Annotated in this window: 14 protein-coding genes and 1 tRNA gene; 9 read left to right on the top strand and 6 right to left on the bottom strand. The window is 58.9% G+C overall.

Annotated elements, in window-relative coordinates; genetic code table 11:
- The first annotated feature begins 56 nt into the window (after positions 1 to 56).
- Together JQ628_RS23745 and JQ628_RS23740 are read left to right on the top strand one after the other, a co-directional pair.
- A complete protein-coding gene (locus JQ628_RS23745; protein ID WP_212225809.1) occupies positions 57 to 347 on the top strand; it encodes a type II toxin-antitoxin system RelE/ParE family toxin in 291 nt (96 codons plus the stop codon).
- The gene (locus tag JQ628_RS23740; protein WP_212225808.1) at positions 344 to 664 is read left to right on the top strand and encodes an addiction module antidote protein; all 321 of its coding nucleotides are present in this window, start codon (positions 344 to 346) and stop codon (positions 662 to 664) included. Before JQ628_RS23745 ends, JQ628_RS23740 begins: the two co-directional genes overlap by 4 nt.
- Positions 665 to 669: 5 nt before the next feature.
- On the opposite strand, the gene JQ628_RS23735 is transcribed toward JQ628_RS23740, so the two are convergent.
- The gene (locus JQ628_RS23735; RefSeq protein ID WP_249128302.1) at positions 670 to 2,529 is read right to left on the bottom strand and encodes a patatin-like phospholipase family protein; all 1,860 of its coding nucleotides are present in this window, start codon (positions 2,527 to 2,529) and stop codon (positions 670 to 672) included.
- A 205-nt stretch (positions 2,530 to 2,734) separates the two neighbouring features.
- Here JQ628_RS23735 and JQ628_RS23730 point away from each other — a divergent pair.
- The 5 genes from JQ628_RS23730 (at position 2,735) to JQ628_RS23710 (ending at position 10,869) form a co-directional block, all read left to right on the top strand.
- Positions 2,735 to 2,811 (top strand) — tRNA-Arg (locus JQ628_RS23730).
- Positions 2,812 to 3,503: 692 nt separating this feature from the next.
- The gene (locus tag JQ628_RS23725) at positions 3,504 to 5,315 is read left to right on the top strand and encodes a hypothetical protein (RefSeq protein ID WP_212225801.1); all 1,812 of its coding nucleotides are present in this window, start codon (positions 3,504 to 3,506) and stop codon (positions 5,313 to 5,315) included.
- Positions 5,302 to 8,925 (top strand): AAA family ATPase, encoded by a 3,624-nt coding sequence (locus JQ628_RS23720; protein ID WP_212225799.1) that lies wholly within the window; start codon positions 5,302 to 5,304, stop codon positions 8,923 to 8,925. The genes JQ628_RS23725 and JQ628_RS23720 overlap by 14 nt, the downstream gene beginning before the upstream one ends.
- 546 nt (positions 8,926 to 9,471) lie before the next feature.
- Complete coding sequence (locus JQ628_RS23715) at positions 9,472 to 10,245, top strand: hypothetical protein (RefSeq protein WP_212225797.1); 774 nt, start codon at positions 9,472 to 9,474, stop codon at positions 10,243 to 10,245.
- 282 nt (positions 10,246 to 10,527) lie between these two features.
- Positions 10,528 to 10,869 (top strand): KTSC domain-containing protein, encoded by a 342-nt coding sequence (locus tag JQ628_RS23710; RefSeq protein ID WP_212225796.1) that lies wholly within the window; start codon positions 10,528 to 10,530, stop codon positions 10,867 to 10,869.
- Between the two features lie 682 nt (positions 10,870 to 11,551).
- On the opposite strand, the gene JQ628_RS23705 is transcribed toward JQ628_RS23710, so the two are convergent.
- Genes JQ628_RS23705 through JQ628_RS23695 form a run of 3 tightly spaced genes read right to left on the bottom strand, consistent with a single transcriptional unit; the run spans position 11,552 to position 12,257 of the window.
- Positions 11,552 to 11,794 (bottom strand): hypothetical protein, encoded by a 243-nt coding sequence (locus JQ628_RS23705; protein ID WP_212225794.1) that lies wholly within the window; start codon positions 11,792 to 11,794, stop codon positions 11,552 to 11,554.
- Between the two features lie 11 nt (positions 11,795 to 11,805).
- Positions 11,806 to 12,030, bottom strand: coding sequence for a hypothetical protein (locus JQ628_RS23700; protein ID WP_349628110.1), 225 nt, complete (start codon positions 12,028 to 12,030; stop codon positions 11,806 to 11,808).
- Positions 12,024 to 12,257, bottom strand: a complete 234-nt coding sequence (locus JQ628_RS23695; protein WP_212225793.1) for a hypothetical protein — start codon at positions 12,255 to 12,257, stop codon at positions 12,024 to 12,026. Before JQ628_RS23695 ends, JQ628_RS23700 begins: the two co-directional genes overlap by 7 nt.
- A 119-nt stretch (positions 12,258 to 12,376) precedes the next feature.
- Between JQ628_RS23695 and JQ628_RS23690 the strand changes: the two genes are divergently transcribed.
- A complete protein-coding gene (locus JQ628_RS23690) occupies positions 12,377 to 13,048 on the top strand; it encodes an SOS response-associated peptidase (RefSeq protein WP_212225791.1) in 672 nt (223 codons plus the stop codon).
- Positions 13,049 to 13,207: 159 nt separating this feature from the next.
- Here the strand turns inward: JQ628_RS23690 and JQ628_RS23685 are convergent, their stop codons facing one another.
- Entirely contained in the window at positions 13,208 to 15,190 is a 1,983-nt protein-coding gene (locus tag JQ628_RS23685) for an acyltransferase family protein (protein WP_212225789.1), read from the bottom strand.
- Positions 15,191 to 15,522: 332 nt separating this feature from the next.
- Positions 15,523 to 17,133, bottom strand: a complete 1,611-nt coding sequence (locus JQ628_RS23680) for a recombinase family protein (protein ID WP_212225786.1) — start codon at positions 17,131 to 17,133, stop codon at positions 15,523 to 15,525.
- A gap of 71 nt (positions 17,134 to 17,204) precedes the next feature.
- Here JQ628_RS23680 and JQ628_RS23675 point away from each other — a divergent pair, with 71 nt between their 5' ends.
- Entirely contained in the window at positions 17,205 to 17,387 is a 183-nt protein-coding gene (locus JQ628_RS23675) for a hypothetical protein (protein WP_249128300.1), read from the top strand.
- Positions 17,388 to 17,479 lie beyond the last annotated feature (92 nt).

Raw genomic sequence — 17,479 nt, 5'->3', positions numbered from 1 at the left:
GCTGCTTCAGCGCCACTTGATCATATGTCGCCCATAGGCTACATTGGGTGCGGGCCATGATAGAGGTGCGTCAGACAAGGGAATTTTCAATCTGGCTGCACCGGCTGAAAGACGCCAATGCGGTCGCGCGCATAGTTGCCCGCATTCGCCGCTTGGAGAAGGGAAATCCCGGGGACACAAAAAGTGTCGGCGCAGGGATATTGGAAATGCGTGTCGACTATGGACCTGGCTACCGCGTCTACTACGTGCAACGTGGCGTGCAAATTGTGATCCTTCTCTGTGGCGGTGACAAGCGGACGCAGCAACAGGACATTAAGCAGGCCCAAGTTCTGGCAGAGACCGTATGATGAGCAAAACGACCCGATTTGATGCCGCAGACTATCTCGATACCAAGGAGCGTCAGGTTGCCTACATAACCGCCGCACTCGAATCCGGCGATGCTGATTTTATTCGTGATGCCCTCGGCCTCGTCGCCCGCGCGCGCGGCATGAGCGAGATAGCGAAGAGTGCGGGCCTGAATCGAGAGAGCCTTTACAAGGCACTTGGCGAGACTGGAAATCCTGAATTCAGCACAGTGATGCGCGTCGTCCGCGCCCTGGGCCTCACTCTTTCTGCCCGGCCGGCAACGGCCGGACGAACATCCCGGCAGCGCCGGAGCGCCTGAGCAAATCAATTCGTCAGCACCTTGCTCTGGAACACGGCCGCGGGACGCGGCCGCCGCGACGGTGATTTGCCGCTCGACAGGATGGCCTCCAGCGCCGGGCTCCCTTCCGCCTCCAGAGCGGCAATCGTGGCCTGCGCCCAGAGATAGGAGGCGCGGAAGATATCGCTGTGGCGGTCGAAATCGGTGACGTCGATATCGGGCGGGATCGGCGGGCGCATCACGACATCGAACGGCGTGGTGGGCAGGATGTCGTAGCGCTGGTGCGCCACGAGGCTTCGCCACAGCACGTTGACGGCGCTGGGCGCCGAGGGGAGCAGCTTTTTGCGGAACGGCATCAGGAGCGAAGCGAACAGCTCGAAACGTCCGGGCAGCGCGGCATAGTCGACATTGAATGTTTCGGTGGCCGGCTCGCCGAAATGCACCACCAGATTGGGGCCGCTTTTGAGCTGATGCATCGGGGCGAGCGGAACGTTGTCGATCAGGCAGCCGTCGACCAGCATCGCGCCGTCAGGCGTGTAGAACGGCGGCAGCAGCCCGGGAATCGCGCTGGAAGCGCGCACCGCCTGCCAGAGCAGGCCGGAGCGGATCAATTCGATGCTGTGGGTGGAAAGATTGGTCGCCACCGCCGCAAACGGCCGCCAGCAATCCTCGATCCGGCAGTCGCGGCCATATTGCTCGGCCAGCGCCCGATCGAACACCTTGTGATCCAGCAGCGAATAACGCGGCCAGGTCGGCCGGCGAAAGCTGCGGCCCTTGACGAATATCTCGTGCGTGCCGCGCTCGAGATCCTCGGCCTCGAGATTTTTGGCAAATCCCGCCGCCATCGCCGAGCCGACGCTGGTGCCGACAAAGATGTCGAACATCACGCCGCGTTCGCGAAACGCCTTGTAGAGGCCGACATGTGCGGTGCCAAAGCTGCCGCCGCCGGAGGCGACGAAGCCGATCGCGCGGCCGGAGAGGAAGCGGATCAGGCTGTCGATATCGATCTGGTCTTCGAGCGCGACATGATGGTGCATGAAGGACGGCAGCCGCGCGAGCCAGGCGGCGGTGCCGCGGACCTCGCTGCTTCGCCGGTCGTGAATGCGGACGAGGCGCCGCACTGATGCCGGATGAACCGAACAGGCAAAGGCTTCGAGCTCGGTCCGCGCGCCGCCAGGTGCTTCGCCCCGGCACAGGAACACGACCATGTCGGCCTGGCGGATCGCCTTGCGCGCCCATGGCGTGGCTTCGCGGCCGCCGAAATAGACCACGAGCGGCGCGGTGTGTTCGAGCTTGTTGAGCCAGTCGGCGACCTCGGGCGTATCGAGTTCGCAGCCGGGGAATCTGGCCGCCAGACGCGCGGGATCGACGATCTCGGCATCGGTCGCCGCCAGTCCCTCGCGCATGCGGCGCTCGAACAGGCCAGGGGACGGTTCGGTGCCGGCCTCGATCAGCGCGACCGTTCGCGCCTTGGGCGAGGCACGCAGCGGCGTCAGCCGCGCGGTTTCCTTGGCGAAGCGGCGTGCGAGCGCGGCGAGCAGCACCTCGACAATCGCCGGCGCATCCCGTGCGAGTTCCTGGTAGGCCGCGCGCGTCAGCACCAGCATGCTGGTGTCGCGGATGGCGACAACATCGGCCGTGCGCGGGAGATTTCCGAAAAAGCCGATCTCGCCGACGATCTCGCCGCCGCGCAGTTCGGCGATCGGTTCGACCTCGCCGGCCCGGCGCACCGCGAGGGCGCCATGCAGCACCAGATAGAGCGAATCCGAAGGCTCGCCTTGTGCCACCAGCAACTCCCCGCGCAGCAGATCCTGCCGGACCAGGGCATGGAACGCCCGCAGCCGCTGCTCCGAACTGAGCGTTCGAAACAGTGCAAAATCCTCCAACCCGTTCCCCCAGGGAAAGGGGGTGCTCCCTAGACTCATTGACGCAACCCGGCTCGATGGCGCGATCTGACTTTAGCCCCGCCCAGCCGCCGCTGCGAGGGCAATGAGGCGCTAACGCGCGGCTGCCGCGGCCGGCGTCACCAAGGAAGCGGTGCAACAAGAGCCGTTGCCCCTGCCCGGCCAATCGGCTAAATGGGGGCCCTCAGCACCCGTAGCTCAGCTGGATAGAGCGTTGCCCTCCGAAGGCAAAGGTCACACGTTCGAATCGTGTCGGGTGCGCCAACAAGATCAAGTATTTAGTTTATTTCCGGTGCCCGTCCCACACTGCCGTCCCACACAATCGACTGTAGTAGAATAGGCGCATGTCACCGAGCCCACTCTCAATTTTCACAGCAAGGGACGATGATGCCTCGAACCGTTGTAAAGTCGGGCGTGAGGTCAAGCCATTGGTCGATTGTTAGTGACGAACGCTCGAGCTCGATTTAGAGATCGATAATCCGGAAGCTCTCGAAGGGTTGGTTAGGCAACTCCCTACCATACGAGGATGCTCGCGTGGAGTTCAAATACGATCTACGTGGCGCGGACGTACTAGAGTTTAACCATATTACGGTGCGCTCGATAGAACCGTGCATGTACCGGTGACGCCTGCGGCCGGTACCATCCATTCGGAAGTGGTTCGACGGCCCAATCGACTAGCCGACCTTGCATCAGCAGGTGCTGCAACAGACTGGCAAGCGATTTCGACGGCGCCGATAGCTGCGGACGTCTCGAAAACAAGCCACTTGCGCGCTTAAATCCAGTCATCGCCCCGGCGACTGCAGGTGCAAGCCTGCCCAATTTTGTGGTATCAAGCCTCTTCCCAACCTACAAGTTGTATGCCCTCCTACATCCTCTTAGCAATCGGGTGCAAACATCTCCTCTAGTATCGCCAGTTTCCCCAGAGATGGACGTTCCTCTCGGACGTTCCTCCCATCATGATCCACATCTCACGCGTAGACCTAACCGAGCGGGGCATCCTGCTGCCACACGATCGAGTGGGGATGGTGATTGCCCAACCACATCTGACATTGACGCAGCAGGAGCCTTATAAGACCGCGCCTGTCCATAAACCCGAGCTATTGAGCGATCTGACCGCGACGCTGGCTGTCGCGCGTGACGGGCCGCATCAAGCCGAGAAAACGCATTTCACGATATTCCCGGAGTACAGTATCCCCAGTTTGGAGGGCGTCGACTTGGTCGACGCCGCTCTCGCGGACCCGCAATGGCCCGTCGGAACAATCGTCATCGGGGGGTTGGATGCGCTTTCGAAGACCGATTTCGAAGATCTGGCCGGTCGCGTAGGTAGCCACCTCGACATCGAGCATAACGGGCTGGGCCAAATCGGCGCCGGCGAATGGATCAATTGCGCGATCATCTGGACGAAGGCTGCAGATGGAACGGTCGAACGGTGGTTGCAGCCCAAGCTTTGGCCAGCATGGGATGAACAAAACATCAGCTACCAGAATATGTACCGGGGCAAATCGATATTTTCCTTCAAAGGGAATTTGTCGAATAGCCTGAAGTACCGCTTTTCATCGCTGATCTGCTTCGACTGGATCGCCACGATTGGCACCAAGCCGTCCTGGAGATGGGCTCTCGATGATCTTGGCGTCCAAGCTGGTGAAGGCGAGCTGGCGCTTTCATGGATGTTCGTTATCCAGCACAACCCGCGCCCTTCGCATCCAACATTTATGGGCCAGGTAGAGTCCTTCTTCGATGGAACGATCGTGCAGAACGTCCGTCGGGACCGCACATGCCTCGTATTCGCCAATAGCGCAGGCAAACCCGTCCCCGGGCGATCCGAACTCTACGGCGGCACCAGCGTGCTTTTTTCACCGAAAACGCTCTTTCAGGAAGCCGCTTCACGGCCTACGGTCGCCAAGGGTGGTCAACGGTTCAGGGGGCATACGCTGTTGAATGCCTTCCGCGATACGTATTTCCGTGAGAAGGGTGCATGCATTCATTCATTCGTCCAGATCAACCCCGACTCTGTGGGTGCTGGAGCAGCACACCGCACCTTCGCGATCGATCGACCGTTCGTATTCCCACTGGCCAATTCCCTCGATCCGCGCACACCATCCGATCTGGTCCCGGCCTGCGTCAAATGGATCAACGATGAGCTCGATAATATAACGAGCCTGAGCGACATGCAGCCCCCAGGCGATCTTTGCACCCGTGCCGATGCCGCTCATGAGGTGTCGATCGCAAAACTGCGCGCGCTGTCCGCATCCTCCTGCAGCCGGGTTATACGGTTGGCTACCGTGCACGAGGGCCAAGCCACCGGGCGAGCGGCGCCGCAAGACGCCGATGAGTGGGATGCCGATGAACGCGGCGCTCTCGATCACGTGGTGCACACGCTCGATCTATTTGGCGTGTGCGGCGGCGTTACTGCGAACGATCAGGATGCCGGACATGCGACGGTGTCGGTCGGCGGGAAGACGCTTGATCTGCTCGCGGTTCGGGGCAAGACGCATGAGCAATGCCACAAATACGCGCAAGCCCAATTCACGCCGAATGCACGCCGGCAGGCAATCCTGGTCACACGCGATCGGGATAATCTGCCGCGCAGACGCCGATCCGGAAATATCCTCCAAACCAGCACGCCGAAACTCGGTGACGAGCGCAAGATCACGGATCCGGAAAGCGCGATCATCCACGTCGACTATCAAGGATTGATAGCTGCCTTCAACGACGCGGCCACCGTTCAGGAATTCTCACAACAAGTTGGCGCGCATGTCGGCGCTTAACGAACGTCATGCGGCGGCGGTGAAGGCGTGCCTGGGTCACGTGCCGGGAGGTACCCTGTCAGAGTTGGAGGCAGGAACGGGCGTCCCAATCACTATCCTGCAAATCGATCGGATTGTTGCCGCCTTTGTTTTTGCCGGTTTGGACCCTCTCGCAACGTTCGAGGAAACTTACGAGGCATTCAAGGTCCAGGCTGAACGATCGAAGGAGTGGGATCAATTCGATCTGTCCTACGTGTTCTGCATTGCGAGCGACACCGACAAGCTCGACCAGCTGGCGTCACGTATCGAAACCGACGTCTATTTTTGCCGAAAATTCGTGGTGCCCCTGACCGAGCCCGTCGGAAACGCGCTCGCGCGGCTTCCTTTCCTGCCACTGACACAACCTAACGGCCCGGACCTTCGTCCCGCATCGGCCCAGACATTCCTTCAGCAGTCAGACGTACCGTCAGCGCTGGCCCGGCATATCGTGGTCCAGCACGAACGGAGCGCAGAGCGGATCGTCGAAGCTTGTCTTGACAACGAATACGGAAGCCCGAACCCGCCGACACGGGTGGCCACGCTGTCCGCGGTCACCAGCGAGCAAAGCAGCGCGCCCGTTTTGCTGGAATCCGTCACGATCGAGAACTTCCGGGCGTACCGCGCTCCAATGACATTCGAGATCGGCAGCGAGATCACCGTGCTCTATGGGCCTAACGGGTTCGGCAAGACCTCATTCTTCGACGCCATCGACTTCGGCATTACCGGTTCGATCGGACGCTTGAAAGTCACCGACAACGATCACTTCCGCAAGGTCGCGAAGCATCTCGATAGCGACGCAGAAGACGCCCGGGTCGCCCTGATATACCAATCTAACGGGACGTCGCACACGATCAATAGGACCGTCGCTGATGCGGCGCGCGCGACCTTGGACGGATCGCCGGCCGACCGCAAGTCGGTCCTCAAGCAGCTGACCAAGAGCGGTGAGGCCGTTGCCGAGCGCGTCGACAATCTCATCAGCTTGTTCCGTGCCTCCCACTTGTTCAGCCAAGACAATCAAGCGCTAACGCAAAGTTTCAAGGATCATTGTACACTTCCGCGCGAGATCGTCTCGCGCATGCTCGCGTTCGAAGATTATGAAAACGCATTGAAAAAGTCCGCCAACATCGTGACGATACTCGAGAGTAGTCTCGATGCGCTTTCTTCCGAAATATCGGAAACCACGGCTTCCCTGAAAACGGACAAGTCCGAGCTCGGCGGGCTTCGTCGTACCATCAAGGACAAGTCGAACATTGGCGCCCTCAATGCCGAGCTGCGCAATTTGCGCGCCGCGTTGAAGGATATCGGCATCGACGCCGGCTCCGGTGCGACCGATGCCACGGCGGCGCGTGGTTGGCGGGCAGCGTTGGAGGCTCGCAACGCCGAATGCGAGGGCAGGATCGCCCTCCTTTCCGAGCTCGCGAAAGAAGTCGTCCGGCTGCCGCCTCTCATTCAGGAAGGGAAGGACCTGCGCGCGCAGCTCGCAGCGGGTGATGCCCGCAGGGTGATTGCCGAGCAAACGAAGGCATCCGTTCAGCAGCAACTGGACGCCGCCCGCAAGCGCGTTGCAGAGATCGCCGCCCAGATCCGGCAGGCTCAATCGACACTCGACAACCTCAAATGGGTGCGCGATCAGCGCCCAGGTTACGCGACCGCGCTCAACTCGCTCAAGGTCCAAACCGAGCGTCTTAATCGAGCGACCGAGGCGATCGCCGCAGATCGCAACCGGTTAGCAACCAACTCGGCCGACTTGCAGCAAAAATCCAATCAGCTCGCGATGTCGGTTGAATGGCAAGCTGCGGCGCGAAAACGGTCCGCCGATCTGGAAGCGCTTCGTGTTGCCTTGGGCCCGTGGAAGGCAAGTACAGACCGTCTCGCCGAAATCAGGCAGCAGGAAGCGGTCCTGAACCAGACCTGGCTGCAGTTGCGCGCGGCAGCGCCAACGCTTCAAGCGCAACTGGATTCGAATGCCGCGCATCAGACAGCCCTCGAGCGGGTGATCGCTGATGCCGATCGCAGCCAATCCGAGCTTCGACAGTTACTTTCCCAGCTGCAAAAACATATCACGGACGGCAACTGCCCGCTGTGCGGCGTCGATCACGGAAGCCAGGATGAGCTGGTCCACAAAATCCAACAGCAGATGACGCTTGACAGTGCGGGGACGGCACGGACCGAACTTGCCGGGTTGCGGCAGCGTATCCAGAAAATTACCCGCCAGCTGGCAGGAAATCGTGAGGCGCAAATGTCCGCTCAAGCCCAGTTGAGCCAACTCGCAAACGATCGCATGTCTCGTGATCGCGAGATTAATCTCTTGGCGAACGCTGCAAATGTCCTCGGTCTGAATGCATCTGCCGATTTGACTGAATTGGCCCGACAGATCACGGACAATTCCACTGAAGCGCACAAGGAGATCGAAGACAGCAATGCTGCCGTGAAGGCGGCCGCGAATGCCGTCGATGCGGCTAAGGCCACACTTGATGCCCTCACCAAGTCGATTTCGCAGCAGGAGTCGGCAGCGACGGCGATGAATACGGAACTGGAACGAATTCGCAAAGGTCTCACGACGTTACGTGGCGACCCGCGTTTGAGTGGCGTAACGTTGGATTCGAGCGATGATGCATTGAATGAAGCGGAGCAAGATCGCTCAAGGCAGCTCGATGAGCTTCGCCAATCTCACGATGCCGCAACACAGGAACAAGCACGACTTCAAGGAATGGTCGATGCGGAGTCGCGCATTATCGCGGAGCTCGCGGGCCAACTCCCTGTCCTTCGCAGGCGCGCGAACGAGAACGAACAAGCACGCAAGTCCATCATCGCGCGGCTTGCCGACGCTGATTTGCCCGAAGATTCCGACGAGCAGGAATTGATCGACAAGTTGGGTGAAGAGACCCAAGCGCTCGCCCGTCTGCACGCCTTGCACCAACGTGTTGCAGGTGCCGAGATCGGGCTTGATGCCGCGACGACCGCCGCCGCGCTCGCTCGGCTTGAAGCAACCATAGCGTCGAAAGAAAAGCTCATTGCTGAGAAGAACGCGTCGCGCGCCGCTCGAAAACCCTGGCGTGATTACTTCGCTACGATCGAGAGAATTCTTTCTGACGAACAGGCTGCGGCCATCGCCAACTTCACGCGCCAATACGGCCCGCGGACCTCGGTCATTCAGCGCCGCCTTCGATCGGTCTACGGCTTCGACGACGTCGAGATCGTCAATCGCAGGTCCGAGATTTCGGTCATGGTCAAGCGGCACGGCGTCGAGCTTCGGCCGGTCGACTATTTCAGCGAATCCCAAAAGCAAACACTGCAGCTCGGGCTCTTCCTGACGGCGTGCAGCGGACAAAACTGGTCATCGTTGGCACCGGTCTTTCTTGATGACCCCGTCACGCATTTCGACGATCTCAACATCTATGCGCTTTTGGATCTAATCATGGGTCTGCTGAAGTCGGACTTCGGCACCCGGCAATTCATCATCTCGACATGCGATGAAAAATTCTTCCAGCTCGCGCGCCAGAAATTCAACTATCTGCAGGATAGCGTTCGCTTCTACCGCTTCCGCGCCATCGGCGAAGACGGTCCGGTCATCGACCGGATCGGCTCCTGAGTCGATCAGCCGGCGCCAAGACAGCAGGATAAAACACTTCGGCCGGGGCTGGTTGTCACCGTATTTTACGTCAAATCGCGCAAAATAGTGACCGCACCGGTCTACGCCGATATTCTGCAAAGCGGGAGCTTCCAAATGGGACCGGAGAATTTTGGCGATTTGCCACCGAACTTAGGTTGAAGTCTGAGGCCGGACACGTGTCCAAATGCGCGAACCGCCCGGATTTTCGGCCGCCTTCATTGGGGCCACGTCGTCGAGATTAGCCAGGGGCCGGTTGGGTCGTGAGTGCGCGCTTTGCTCAATTGATCATAGGATGCATTCTTGCGAACGCGGCAGGCGATGTTCTCCTCCGCACGCTCATGCATGCGCTGTGAACGGTATTTCGGCTTGGAGTGATTTGGCCCTGCTCCCCGTGTTCGAAGGTGGTTCGAAGCGCGCCCAGCGTTGCCCCGCGCCCGCCGCACCACGCCGGCCTGTGGCTGGAATGCAACGAAGCTGCATTCCTGCATCCCAGTAGGCTTTAATCGCCTTGATCTCACGTGGAGGTTGCGCTTCGATATCGGCGGGTATTGGGGTATTTTCATGCGTAAAGTTATATTGCTGGCGCTCTGCGCCACTGTAAGCGGCTGCACGACCGCTGGCGAAACGCTTTCATTCCGGCCGTCGAATCCACAGCAGCAGGCGATGGTCCGTGACGGGCGCCCGGCGCTCGTCTCCCGCCAGAAGAACTCGCTGGTGCTGGTGAGCCCGGCCGCCCGCCAACAGCAGACATATGGCCGGCCGGTCTTCGTCGTCGGCATCAACAATATCAGCCGACAGCCGGTCGACTTCCGGGTCGCCCAGGTCGAGGCCATCCAGCACGTCGCCGGCAGCGACTTCTCCATGTCGATCGTCACGTATGAGATGCTGGTTCAAGAGGAGAAAAATCGGCAAGTCGTTGCCGCCATTCTCACGGGCGTGGCCGCTGGAGCGAACGCTGCCGCGGCTTCGCAAGCTGGCCGCGGCACCTACACGACGCCCAGCGGACGAACCGGCACGTTCTATAGCCCAACTGCTAACGCGATCGCTCAAGGCAACGCTGCCGCTCAGAACGAAGCCTTGATCGCGGCAACGGTCGAAACCGGCCAGCGCAACATGGCGGCGCTCGAGCAAGCCGTGATCAAAGACAACACGCTGATGCCTGGAGAATGGTATGGTGGTCAGTTGCACGTGTCGCCGCCGACCGACCAAGGCGGCGCGCAAAAGTCCTACACGCTTGTCATCACGGTTGGCCCCGACCGGCACGTCGTCGAGATCAGTCAGGGGCCTGTTGGGTCGTGAGTACGCGCTTAGCTCAATTGATCATAGGATGCGTTCTTGCGATTGGCGCGGGCGGGTCCGCAAGCGCGTACTGCTCGGCCCCTTCGGCACCGTATTGCGCGGAACGATATGGCGCATTCGATGACGAGGATGCCTTCGAGCGTTGCAAGCGAGAGATGGAAGACTTTCAAATTGAGACGCAAACTTTTCTCGCTTGCCTGAAGCGGGACTCCGATAGAGGGGTCGAGGCCTACAACGATGCTGTCGCGAGCTTTAATCGACGCGCCCGCGGATACTGATCGCATGATCCGCATGATGGTCGCCGCCTTCGCCCTGCTATTCGCGACGCCGGCCATTTGCGAGGCGGTCGACGTGAAGTACCGAGGCATTGTCGACCTAAGGCCATTTGCGTGCACCGAAACGCCACGCAGCAGTTTCATCCAGCGGGTCTGCTACGACAAACTGCAGAGCTACATGCTGATCAATCTTCGCGGGACCTATTACCACTACTGCGAGCTGCCGCCCGAGGTGTTCAGCGCTTTTCTGGCCGCACCGTCGATGGGAATATTCTACAATCAGCGCATCAAGGGGACCGGTTCAGACGGCCCGTTTGATTGCAGAACCCATCGAATGCCGACGTATTGAGCATATCTGACGACCGGCATCTGCCGGCAGATACACCGCCATTACCTTTCTTCATTGCGACCTTTCGCAAATTGCTCGACCGTCATCGCGATGACGCGGGGTGATTCGATGGTTGTCGGAACTCAAGAGACCTATCTGGATGGGCTGAATCCGGAACAGCGCAGGGCCGTCGAGCACGGCGTTGCTGCCGACCGCGTCATAGGATCATCGCCGCGATCGTTCCGGCTGACCTGTTGAGCACGCGCCTTATCTGTCGGCTGCGGCCCCTGCTTCCGCTGCCACTTGCTGGCCTCACGTGGCCGCGGCCATGTAATGGGCCTCAAGCTCCGCGATCGCGAGGCGCTCATAATCATAGGCTTGAGCTAATAGCGACCATTTTTGAGCGGGACGGAACGCTGCCGTCTGCCGATACAGAGAGGCGATGGTTCGATATCGGCGCACCGTCTCTTGGATAGCTATCCCGCTCATAGGATTCCCCATTTCTTTGCGAGCCGACTTTGCGCGGGACAATCTTCCAAATCGTTAGCGGGATGGGAAAACAATACGAATGGTTTGCGGACTGTTGATCGTAAGGACGGTCGCACCAGCCATGTTACCTTTGAGGCGAACGCAAATGCAGGCGCTAGGCTGATAGCAGGATCAGTAGAACGAGAGTCAACTTCTTGTTGCTTCCTCAATCGAATCAATTCGTTTGGTGGCCGCCGATCAGCCTTCGAACGAGCAGCTTAGCCTGGTCCCGCGTCACCCTCGAGTCCGCGGCCGGCAAATCGGGAATAAACGCTTTGTCGACCATTTCTTCGGCCATGTTTGAAATTTCGTTCCGTGCCATGTCGCGATCTTCGCACTCACCGATGTAGAGATTCACTATGAGCGAGAGCAGTGTCTGGATGGCGATCTGCCCGGCTTCAGCGGAGACGTCAGTCATCTGATGTCCTTTCAACTGTTCCGAAGCAGGAGGTTGAGTTTTGCAACGGCGTTCGCGATCGTCTCGGCCTCTCGGGCGGTGAGGTAGTTGCTGGCGTGCGTGTAGCGGGACCTATGCAAGTCCTGCCGGTGCGTGACGGCCAGGATGAACCTTCCCGTGGCATCGACGACTTGAAAGCAATCGTCGTACTTGATGACCTTCCATGGCTCCTGCAACCGAACCAGTTCGTTCACCACTTCCGGCCTCCGAGCACCTGGCGCGGTCTCGCTGTCGGTTGCTCGGCCTTCAGCCTGTCGCGCTGCTCGCAAAGGCCGTCTATTGTGTTGAGCATGCGCTCCAGCAGGGCTTCTGCCGAGGCCGTCCGCACGCCGGCCCGCTGCAACTGCAATATCTCCTTGCGCTGGCGCCCCACTTGGACGCGCATTCGTTCAATTTCGGCGCGGTAATGCTCGAGATCGGGCATTTGTCTCACCCTGCCATATCCTGCCACTGGATCGGGGCATGAGAACAAATTAAGAACATCTTGGCAAGCCACTACCGCTTGGTGTTCTATTGGCGGAACACCCCACAGCCCGGGCCGTCATGTGCAATCTCTATTCGATCACTACCAACCAGGAAGCCCTGCGTCGGCTATTTCGAAAGGTGAACCGCTATGTCGGCAACCTTGCGCCGATGACCGGCGTGTTTCCGGACTTTCCGGCGCCTGTCATCCGCGCCGGCGCCGACGACACTTGGGATCTCGCCATGATGCGCTGGGGAATGCCGCCTCCCCCGCGCACCGGCGGGCCGCCGGTCACCAACATCAGGAACACCTCCTCTCCGCATTGGCGAGGCTGGCTGGCGCCGGAGCACCGCTGCCTAGTGCCGTTCAACAGCTTTGCCGAATATGCGCCGGAGCCCAATCCTGAGACGAAGAAGAAGGATGTCGTCTGGTTCGCGCTCGATGACGATCGGACGCTCGCGGCATTTGCCGGGATTTGGACCGTATACCGCGGCGATCGCGGTACGAAGTCGAAACCAATCCCCGGACCGCATGACGTATACGGACTTCTGACGACTGAACCGAATGCGATCGTTGAGCCGATTCATCCCAAAGCGATGCCGGTGATCCTGGCCACCGAGGACGAGTACGACGTCTGGATGCGCGCGCCGTGGGACGAAGCAAAAGCGTTGCAACGGCCCCTTGCCGCCAACGCGTTGAAGATAGTCATGCGTGGGCCGGACAAGGAAGATAAGGTTGCCAGCATGCCTTGATTGGGCCGCATGTCGCGTCTGAAGCTCGCTACCACGAATAGCAAGGGCCCGCCGGTCGACGCCGGCGGGCATCACTGTTTCAGCGGCGAGGCGCACTGTCGACGCGCGTCTCCATTGTGACCGCCCATCAGGCGAACCGCTCTGCGTGAGGACATCGCTTCAACGGTCTGTAAGCAAAAAGTCAAAAAGCAAGACATGATTGCTCACGAACCGCGGACGCAAATGGGCGCCGTCGGCGAATTTCGGCTCGCCTTCTCCAAAGAACGGAGAGCATGTGTGTCCCATGCCGCAGACGTCGGGGAAGGCGTCTAGCAGTTTGGCTCTGGTTCGGTCAGCTATTGCGCGCAGCTCTCCATCATTTATCGCGTGCACCGACCGCAGTTCGTCAATCGAGATCGGTCTTTCGATATTGGGATCGATTCGGAGTCCAGTGATCCGGCGCTCAACCATATGCTTCGGATCTAAGCGCGCTTTGGAATTCGGAATTCCGCGCAAGAGGTAGACCGTCGAGGTTTGTTGCAACTCGCGGACGTACGCTTCGAGGCTATCATAGAAGGCACGCTGTCCATTCTTTCCGTCTAACGGGACTGGTTTTCCGTCCCTTGTGATGAAAGAATCTTTGTTTGGGATGTAGGAAACGCCGAGCACGACGGAGTCCGCCCTCTCTCGTTTGATGAGATCGGACAGACTTTTCACCACATTGGAGCATTTGACGAATTCGTTGGGATCTACGAGGCTTGGTACGACTTGGCAGCCTGGGCCGGTGACAAAGAAGACTGTAGACGACAGGCTGCCCTCGTCAGCGAGCCGTTGTACGCGAGGACCAAAGTGAAGAATCGCGCTGTTGCCTGCGAACACCACGGTTCGATTACCGTGCCCGATTTGAGATACCATGGCGTAGCGGCGGTCGGTGTTGAATTCCAACACCTTCATTCCGCTGGTCGGCGCGTACGTTTCATCGGAAATGGCGTCATTGATTTTTTTGAGATCGAGGCTGGATGAAAAACGTTGGGGTAAGCCGCCGGATATCCAGATGACCAGGCCGCAAACGCCGACAGCAGCGACCCCAACCGCAGCAAATTTTGTGAGCATCGCCCGGCTTGATCCGAAGCGGACGGGGCGCTCGATGAGACAATATGTTGCCCAAGCAAGCAGTGCGCTTGCAATCACAAGGCCGAGGGCCATCAGCGATGTCGGCAACTTGTCTCGAATGATGTAGCTGAATGAGATCAGCGGCCAATGCCATAGATAGAGCGGATAGCTGATCAGACCGATCGAGACCGCAGCTCGGTTCGAAAGGATGACGCGATTTGCCGCGGCGGCCGGCCCGGCGGCGATCACGGCTACTGCGCCAGCTACCGGCAGCAGCGCGATCCAGCCGGGAAAGCTCATTTCCGGTGTGAACAGAATGGCCGATGTTAGGATCGCTCCGCAGCCTGCCAGTGAAAGCAAATGACGTAAGTTTCGATGGATTGTAATTTCGCCGTGCCACGCCAGCGCGGCGCCCGCTAATAATTCCCAAAACCGCGTGATTGGTAGATAGAAGTCACCAGATAAGTCGGTGAGCGACAGCGCGACGTTCACGGCAAACGACCCAACGAACAGCACGGAAATTAGCCATCCGACCCTAACTTTCGATCGAAAGGCCAGCATAAGGATCGGCGGCCAAAGGATATAGAACTGTTCCTCCACTCCCAAAGACCAAAGATGCAGCAAGGGCTTTGAAATTGCGGCACTATCGAAATAGCCGCTCTCGCTCCAGAACGCGAAGTTGGAGAGGAAGCTCGCGCCAAAGAATGCGTGTTTACCGAGTAGCGCCAGCTCAGAAGGCATAAGCACCAGGAAGCCGTAGGCAAGTACAGCCAGGAGAACTACCGCCAGCGCCGGGAAAATGCGCCGTATACGACGTCGGTAGAACTCAACAACCGAGAATTGATGCTGGCCCAGTTCCGCAAGGATGAGCTTCGAGATCAGGAAGCCCGAAATAACAAAGAACACGTCCACGCCAATAAAGCCGCCAGTGAGCCATTTCTCATCGGGGAAGGCATGGAAGACCACTACTGCCAGTACAGCGACGGCGCGCAGGCCATCAATGTCCGCTCTGTAGGCGCTTGAGGTTTTCGAGACGATCGGGGCGTGCATCGCTCGGCCTTAACACTCACCCCCTCGCCCCACAAGAGAAGGCAAAGGCCGGTACGGTTACCCACAATTTGCCAGCGATGCCCATCTTCAGGCCTTGCTCAGTAAGGCTATGGAGCTGTCGCCCGAGCCAGGTACTTGCACGAGATCCGCGTATTGGACATTTTTTCTTTTCCACATCCCCTCCCTCCCACTTTCTGACGACCGGCCTAGCTTAACTTTCGACCGAACGCACGGGTTCAGCAACACCACGATCACCTCAGACAAAGAACAACGTGATCGCGAAGAACAAGCCGAAGCCGTCGAGCGCGTGACGGATTTCTGGGCTGATCGCGCTACGAAGGCGCTGTATGGAAGTGATCACGGTTCGCATCAGTTCGACGACAGACCTTCTTCATGATGGCCTGCACAACCTCACGGATTGAAGCGCAGCGATATTTGGCAAACCGGGAGCGATCCGTCGCCGTGAGACAAATCCGGTCCTTCGCCATCTGATAAAGCGGCAGCAGGAAATAGTCCATGACCTCCCTGTTTTCCTCATCCAGCCTCAGCGCGAGAATAAGCGATGCCGGCTCGATCACACGACGATTAACCAGCCAACCCGGAGCGTGAGTGGCGGATAGATAGTACCGCGCGAAGCGAAGCGAAATACTCAGGCGGGCCTCGACGTTCATCACCTTCGTTTCGGCATCAAAGACGGCCACCGCGCCCAGAGCTCGAATGCGCATGGCAATGGCTGATGCTCGTTTGAACAGTTCGGCATCCAATTGCTGTCTCATGTCGATGTAGTCGAAATCGCGCTCGGAATTCACGTAACCCACGAGGCGGAAAGCTTCTCGTAAGCTGCCGAATCGATGGGCATACAAAGCCGCGCTCGGCATACCGTCCATCGCCTGGAGGATCGAAGCGCTCAGCCTACCTTTCTCCTGTAGCGCGCTCCGGAGCTTGCTCAGCAATACCTCGTCCGAAAGCCTGACATATTGCTCCTTCAAGAGGACTTGCGCTTTTCGGAAAATGCTTCTGTCAACGATTGGCTCAAAAAGACCGGCCGCCCTGACCCACAGTTCAGGCGGGTTCCTCTTCTTCTCCAGTTTCAATCGAAATGACTTCCGGTTGTAGATGTTGTTACCGATGTAGTTTTCGTTGCTGAGAATATTGCGGATCATCGTGTCAGACCAAGGCGTCCCGCGGTGGTTAGGGACCCGCTCGTTGTTGAGCAGCCGAGCAATCGCCGCTTGCGATCTCCTATGAACCACGAACTGACGGAAGATCTGAGCGACGATCTCTTGCTCACCTTGAGAACCAGGGCGGATCAGCACCCGATCGGTTTGCAGATGTTTGCGCTGACCCTTCTCGAGAATTCCCTTTGACGTTCTATCCTCGTCGACGAGTTCTCGCCGGAGTCCGTAGCCGACGGCGCCGCCTTGCTTGAATCCCAAGCCGGCGACGCGGCATGCCCCCGCATGAACCTTTACAGAAAGCTCTCTGCTGAACTCGGCCGCCATAACCCTCTTGAGGTTTTTCACGATGCTCGCGATGACGCTTCCGTCGTTGTCAAACTCCTCCGCGCAATAGCAGACCTTGATGCCTGCTTGTCGGCAGGTGAATTCGTAGTATGCGCTTTCATCTACGTCCTGAAACCTTCCCCAGCGGCTGACGTCGTAGACAAGGATGTGGTCAAAATCCGCTCGTCCGAAGCGGACGTCGTTGATCAATTCTATGAGGCCGTCGCGCCGCTTTATCACAACGCCGCTTCGACCTTCGTCGGCGTAGGTTCGCACAATTGTCAGACCATGCTGTGCGGCGTAAACGGCTATCGTAGCCGCCTGATTTTGGCTCGAGTACCGCTGATGGTCGGTGGACATTCGGACATACTGGGCAGCGCGCCCAGCGCTGGTTGGCGGCACCAAAGCGGATGGGCCACGAACGATCAGCGAATTTGTCATTTCGCGCCTCCCAACTGTTTGAGCAACTCTTATGTCATTGTGCTAGTCTTCCTTCCGGGCAGGAGATTTCGATGACCGATCCGAGAGACGTAATTTACGCGGCGATCCATTCTGCGTTCGTAAAGTATCCCAAGGAGGATGATCCAGGTTCTCACGACCACTGGATACAACCGGACGAAGCGATCCATCTGACCAAGGTAGTCATGGCTGAGCTGACCGCGAACGGATTCGAAATAGTGAAGACGCAGAAATAGCGACAAGGAGGCCCTCCCGATCAGTGCCCGCTCCATGCGAACCGTGATAACCACAGCGCTGCTGCTACCACTGCGGAAATCAGCCCTAGGCA

The sequence above is a fragment of the Bradyrhizobium lablabi genome (genome assembly GCF_018129385.1).
GTDB classification, from domain to species: domain Bacteria; phylum Pseudomonadota; class Alphaproteobacteria; order Rhizobiales; family Xanthobacteraceae; genus Bradyrhizobium; species Bradyrhizobium lablabi_C.
This window is presented reverse-complemented; position numbering and strand designations above follow the sequence as displayed.

Excerpts from the sequence above, each read along its gene's own strand:
- JQ628_RS23745 (WP_212225809.1), top strand. The coding sequence starts at position 57 with ATGATAGAGGTGCGTCAGACAAGGGAATTTTCAATCTGGCTGCACCGG.
- JQ628_RS23740 (WP_212225808.1), top strand. The coding sequence starts at position 344 with ATGATGAGCAAAACGACCCGATTTGATGCCGCAGACTATCTCGATACC.
- JQ628_RS23725 (WP_212225801.1), top strand. The coding sequence starts at position 3,504 with ATGATCCACATCTCACGCGTAGACCTAACCGAGCGGGGCATCCTGCTG.
- JQ628_RS23720 (WP_212225799.1), top strand. The coding sequence starts at position 5,302 with ATGTCGGCGCTTAACGAACGTCATGCGGCGGCGGTGAAGGCGTGCCTG.
- JQ628_RS23710 (WP_212225796.1), top strand. The coding sequence starts at position 10,528 with ATGATCCGCATGATGGTCGCCGCCTTCGCCCTGCTATTCGCGACGCCG.
- JQ628_RS23705 (WP_212225794.1), bottom strand. The coding sequence starts at position 11,794 with ATGACTGACGTCTCCGCTGAAGCCGGGCAGATCGCCATCCAGACACTG.
- JQ628_RS23695 (WP_212225793.1), bottom strand. The coding sequence starts at position 12,257 with ATGCCCGATCTCGAGCATTACCGCGCCGAAATTGAACGAATGCGCGTC.
- JQ628_RS23690 (WP_212225791.1), top strand. The coding sequence starts at position 12,377 with ATGTGCAATCTCTATTCGATCACTACCAACCAGGAAGCCCTGCGTCGG.
- JQ628_RS23685 (WP_212225789.1), bottom strand. The coding sequence starts at position 15,190 with ATGCACGCCCCGATCGTCTCGAAAACCTCAAGCGCCTACAGAGCGGAC.
- JQ628_RS23680 (WP_212225786.1), bottom strand. The coding sequence starts at position 17,133 with ATGACAAATTCGCTGATCGTTCGTGGCCCATCCGCTTTGGTGCCGCCA.
- JQ628_RS23675 (WP_249128300.1), top strand. The coding sequence starts at position 17,205 with ATGACCGATCCGAGAGACGTAATTTACGCGGCGATCCATTCTGCGTTC.